4 protein-coding genes and 1 tRNA gene are annotated in these 5,145 nt (G+C 39.3%); 4 read left to right on the top strand and 1 reads right to left on the bottom strand.

Annotated elements, in window-relative coordinates; translation table 11 throughout:
* Positions 1-72: 72 nt before the first annotated feature.
* On the bottom strand, positions 73-957 hold the full coding sequence (gene era / locus AC6F75_RS10250) for a GTPase Era (protein ID WP_500714929.1): 885 nt from the start codon (positions 955-957) through the stop codon (positions 73-75).
* 305 nt (positions 958-1,262) lie between these two features.
* Here era and AC6F75_RS10255 point away from each other — a divergent pair, with 305 nt between their 5' ends.
* From AC6F75_RS10255 to AC6F75_RS10270, 4 genes are all read left to right on the top strand, one after another.
* Positions 1,263-2,486 carry a DEAD/DEAH box helicase gene (locus AC6F75_RS10255; protein ID WP_500714930.1) on the top strand — a complete coding sequence of 408 codons (1,224 nt, stop codon included), beginning with the start codon at positions 1,263-1,265 and terminating at the stop codon, positions 2,484-2,486.
* A gap of 93 nt (positions 2,487-2,579) precedes the next feature.
* Positions 2,580-4,247: a formate--tetrahydrofolate ligase gene (locus AC6F75_RS10260; RefSeq protein ID WP_500714931.1), complete on the top strand. Its 1,668-nt coding sequence runs from the start codon at positions 2,580-2,582 to the stop codon at positions 4,245-4,247.
* A gap of 117 nt (positions 4,248-4,364) precedes the next feature.
* A tRNA-Met gene (locus tag AC6F75_RS10265) sits at positions 4,365-4,437 on the top strand.
* 48 nt (positions 4,438-4,485) lie between these two features.
* Positions 4,486-4,755, top strand: coding sequence for a GIY-YIG nuclease family protein (locus AC6F75_RS10270; RefSeq protein WP_500714932.1), 270 nt, complete (start codon positions 4,486-4,488; stop codon positions 4,753-4,755).
* Positions 4,756-5,145 lie beyond the last annotated feature (390 nt).

The raw sequence follows: 5,145 nt of genomic DNA on the forward strand, positions 1-5,145 counted from the left end.
TTTGGAATTTGGTGCTTGGAATTTGGTTCTTGAGTTTTCATTTTGGTGCTTTTAAATTCTAACCTCTACTTACTAAGAATCGTATCCAAACCTCCTCAACTGCCTCGCATCACTGCGCCAGTTTTTGTTGACTTTCACATATAGTTCCAAATGCACTTGTTTACCGAAAAATTTCTCCAAGTCTTTGCGGGATTCAACCCCTACTCTTTTCAGAGCCTCACCTTTATGGCCAATGATGATTCCCTTTTGGGTATCGCGTTCCACCATGATTACTGAGCGCATTCTGATAATATTTTCCTCTTCAAAAAACTCTTCAGTGTCCACCTCAACACTGTATGGGATTTCTTTTTTGTAATGTATCAGAATTTTTTCTCTGATGGTTTCGTTAACGAAAAAGCGTTCAGGCTTATCAGTGAGTTGGTCTTTTGGATAAAAAGGCGGTGATTCCGGGAGGAGTTCTATAATCCTGTCAAACACTTCCTTGACCTGAAAACCTTCCAGTGCCGAAATGGCAAAAATCTCAGCATTGGGTACTTTTTCGGCCCATAGTTGTACTTGCTCTTCCAGTTGCTCCTGATTGGATTTGTCTATTTTGTTGATTAAAAGCAACACCGGAATTTTTGTATGGATTATTTTATTGAAAAAGTCCTCATCTTTTAATTCCTTTTCACCGATTTCAACGATATATATCAATACATCAGCATCTTCAAAGGCAGATTTCACAAACCCCATCATCGATTCCTGAAGTTGATAAGCAGGCTTGATGATTCCGGGAGTGTCGCTAAGAATCACTTGAAAATCTTCGCCATTGACGATACCCAGAATGCGGTGCCTAGTGGTTTGTGCCTTGCTGGTGATGATGGACAATTTTTCGCCCACAAAGGCATTCATCAAGGTGGATTTACCCACGTTGGGATTGCCAATAATGTTTACGAAACCGGCTTTGTGTTTTTGCATAACAAGAATTTGAATTGCAAAAATACGGCTAATTTTTTATCCATTTCTTTTGTTCTTTAAACCTTCAAGTTTTAAGAAATCAATAAAAATCCCTAGTATTCCCAAAAATAGCTTAGCTTTGCCACCGATATCATCGTTTACAAACAATACAAAAAACAGGTGTCGCTACTCTTTTTCTTTCCTTAGTTTTCGGAAATAACCCTCCAAATCACATTTAAAGTTTAAGCAGTACAAAAAAGAATTCCTGTCACAAAGACCGAGACAGTGAGCCTTTTTCAATTTATTCGGTCTTAAACTATTTTACAATGACATTTGAAAATTTAAACATTATAGCCCCTATCCTCGAGGCTTTAAAAACAGAAGGATATACAACACCCACACCCATACAGGTACAAACCATTCCGCTGGCACTTCAAGGAAAAGATATTTTAGGCTGTGCTCAAACCGGAACCGGAAAAACAGCCGCTTTTGCCGTTCCCATCATTCAACTGATGAGTCAGGACCGGTCAAATCTTAACGGTAGACGCCCCATTAGAAGTTTGATTTTAACACCTACAAGGGAACTTGCCATACAAATTGCCGAAAGTTTTGAAAGCTATGGAGCCAACACCCATTTAAAATATGAAGTGATTTTTGGCGGTGTAAGTCAAAACAGTCAAGTAAGATCTTTGCGATCTGGCGTTGATGTTTTAATTGCTACACCCGGTCGATTGCTCGATTTAATCAATCAGAAATTTGTGCATTTAAACCAGTTGCAGTTTTTTGTCCTGGACGAAGCCGACCGCATGCTTGATATGGGATTCTTAAACGATGTAAAGAAAATCATCACCAAAATTCCTCAGAAAAGGCAATCGTTGTTCTTTTCGGCCACGATGCCCAATGACATAGTAAAACTTGCTAACACAATTTTAGTGAATCCTTCCAAAGTGGAAGTAACACCGGTTTCCAGCACGGCAAACACCATCAATCAGGCGGTGTATTTTGTGGATAAGGAAAACAAAAAGCATCTTTTAAAAGAAGTGCTTTCAGACAAAAAAATTGACAGGGCGTTGGTCTTTACGCGCACCAAACACGGTGCAGATAAGGTGGTAAAAGAGCTTGTGAAAGCCGGAATAAAATCACAAGCCATTCACGGCAACAAATCGCAAAACGCACGTCAACGAGCGTTAAACAGCTTCAAGACAAAAGAAACTAGGGTACTGGTGGCCACAGATATTGCCGCAAGGGGAATTGACATCGATGACCTTACCCACGTGATAAACTATGAACTGCCCAATATTGCAGAGTCTTATGTGCATCGCATTGGGAGGACTGGAAGAGCCGGTGCTGATGGAATTGCCATTGCCTTTTGTGATGCAGAAGAGAAAGCCTATCTGAAAGACATTCAAAAACTCATCGGAAAACAAATTCCTATTTTGGAAAACGAGAACTTTCCTTTAGTTAACCATCACGTGGAAAAAACACCGCAAAGACAGCAACGTGGTGCCTCAAGAGGTTCAGGACAACGCAATAGTTCAAGAAGAAGATAAGCGTTTTAACTTAATTTTCTTTCATTGACATTTATCATTTAATAAATGTTTAAAATCCCTATTTTTGAAATTATTAATCAGAAATTAATTTTTATGACCGATTTAGATATCGCAAAAAAAGCCACACCACTTCACATCACTGAAATTGCAAAAAAACTGGGAATCAATCCTGATGAGTTAGAACTTTACGGAAAACATAAGGCTAAATTACCTCTCTCACTTATAGATAAATCAAAATTAGATAAAAGCAATTTAATTTTGGTTTCAGCCATTTCCCCCACACCTGCCGGAGAAGGCAAAACCACCATTTCAATTGGGCTTTCTGAAGGTCTCAATCAAGTGGGCAAAAAAACAACGGTGGTTTTAAGAGAACCCTCTTTAGGACCTGTTTTTGGGATTAAAGGTGGTGCAACCGGTGGCGGCTATGCACAGGTGATTCCAATGGAAGACATCAACCTGCATTTTACAGGTGATTTTTCGGCCATAGAAAAAGCACACAATTTACTTTCTGCATTGATTGACAACAATATTCAAAGTAAAACAAACACTTTGGGAATCGATTCGCGCACCGTTGCCTGGAAACGGGTAATGGATGTCAATGATCGTTCATTGAGAAATATTATTATAGGTTTGGGTGGCACCGGTTCAGGTATCCCCCGTGAATCGGGTTTTGATATTACTGCGGCCTCAGAAATTATGGCCATACTCTGCCTTTCCAACAATTTAACCGATTTGAAAAAAAGATTGGGTAAAATATTTGTAGGCTACACTTTCGACAAAAAACCAATATTTGCACGTGACCTGAAAGCTGAAGGCGCCATGGCCGTTTTGCTTAAAGACGCCATTAAACCTAACTTAGTTCAAACACTTGAAGGCAACCCGGCGATTATTCACGGAGGTCCTTTTGCCAATATTGCTCAGGGCACAAATACGGTAATTGCCACAAAAATGGGAATGAGTTTATCTGATTATACCGTTACCGAAGCCGGTTTTGGAGCAGACCTTGGTGCAGAAAAGTTTTTGGACATCAAATGTCAAAGTGCCAATTTAAAACCAAAAGTAGTTGTGCTTACAGCTACCATCAGAGCTTTAAAATATCACGGCGGCGTTTCATTGGATGATTTAAAAACACCCAACGCCGATGCTCTTAAAAAAGGATTGCCCAATCTGGAAAAACATCTAGAAAACATACTTCAATTTCAATTAACCCCGGTTATTGCCATCAATAAATTTATCACAGACAGTGACGAAGAAATTGAAGCAATCAAAGAATTTGCAAAATCAAAAGGTGTTCGTGTGGCCCTGGCTGAAGTCTGGGCCAAAGGCGGAAAAGGTGCCATCGACTTGGCCAATGAAGTTGTTGCTGCTGTTGAGGAAAACAAATCAAACTTTACCCCTCTTTACAATTGGGAATCTGATGTACAGTCAAAAATTGAAGCCATTGCAACCAAAATTTATGGAGCCTCTAAAGTTGAATATGCTTCAAGGGCAAAACTTGATTTAAAGAAAATTGCCAATCTTGGCCTCGATCAACTTCCCGTTTGTATTGCGAAAACCCAAAAATCTCTTTCAGACAACCCGGCGTTGATAGGAAGACCCACAGGGTTTACAATTACGGTCAGGGAAATTGAAATTGCTGCCGGCGCAGGTTTTTTGGTGCCAATAACAGGAGATATGATGCGAATGCCGGGACTTCCCGCTCATCCGGCATCAGAAAACATTGATATTGATGATGCCGGAAATATTTCCGGATTGTTCTAGTTAAAGATTTAACTTTTACTCTTGTAAAAACAGAAATCTGTTGTATATTTGCAGTCCGAAAGAAAAGATGGTCAATGTATGGTTGACAAAAAAACATTTTTTCTTTTAAACCCATATCGCGGGATAGAGCAGTAGGTAGCTCGTCGGGCTCATAACCCGAAGGTCGCAGGTTCGAGTCCTGTTCCCGCTACAAGAAAAGAGAACCAAAACGGTTCTCTTTTTTTTTGTATTTTTAGTTATGGAAGAATACTTTGTCGTCTACATTTTATATTCCCGAACATTTGATAAAACCTATGTTGGTTATAGCCAAGACTTAATTGACAGGTTTTATTCTCATAATTTTTTTGCTACAAAGGGATATACTGTTCGTTACCGACCCTGGGAGGTTATGCATCTGGAGTTTTTCAAGACCAAAAAGGAAGCAATGGCACGGGAAAAATATTACAAAAGTGGGTTGGGTAGAGAAAAAATTAAAACACTTAAAACAAATTATTTAAAAAATGATTAGGAGGGCTCATATCCGCCGCAGGCGGACACAGGTTCGAGTCCTGTTCCCGCTACTAAGAAATAGGGCTAAATGGTTGATTTAAAACTATTTAGTTCTTTTTTTGTGGCTTAAATCCCCTGATAATCCCCTAAATTATTAACAACGTAAGTTCGATTTAAGTTTTTATCTGTGGAAATTCGCTTAATCCGTCCCGATAGCTATCGGGATCAGCGTGCTATCGTGTCCCAATAGATGAAAAATAGCACGCAGATAACGCTGATTTGACGGACAATCGCTGATCTATCTGTTATTACTTCAAAAATTTAGCTTTTGCCGGTTGCTCAAAAAATTATAAGCAGCCCAAACAGTTGGTTTGCTTTCTTATATCGAACTCACGTTAACAAAATGATT

Source organism: Planktosalinus sp. (genome assembly GCF_059864935.1).

Excerpts from the sequence above, each read along its gene's own strand:
- era (WP_500714929.1), bottom strand. The coding sequence starts at position 957 with ATGCAAAAACACAAAGCCGGTTTCGTAAACATTATTGGCAATCCCAAC.
- AC6F75_RS10255 (WP_500714930.1), top strand. The coding sequence starts at position 1,263 with ATGACATTTGAAAATTTAAACATTATAGCCCCTATCCTCGAGGCTTTA.
- AC6F75_RS10260 (WP_500714931.1), top strand. The coding sequence starts at position 2,580 with ATGACCGATTTAGATATCGCAAAAAAAGCCACACCACTTCACATCACT.
- AC6F75_RS10270 (WP_500714932.1), top strand. The coding sequence starts at position 4,486 with ATGGAAGAATACTTTGTCGTCTACATTTTATATTCCCGAACATTTGAT.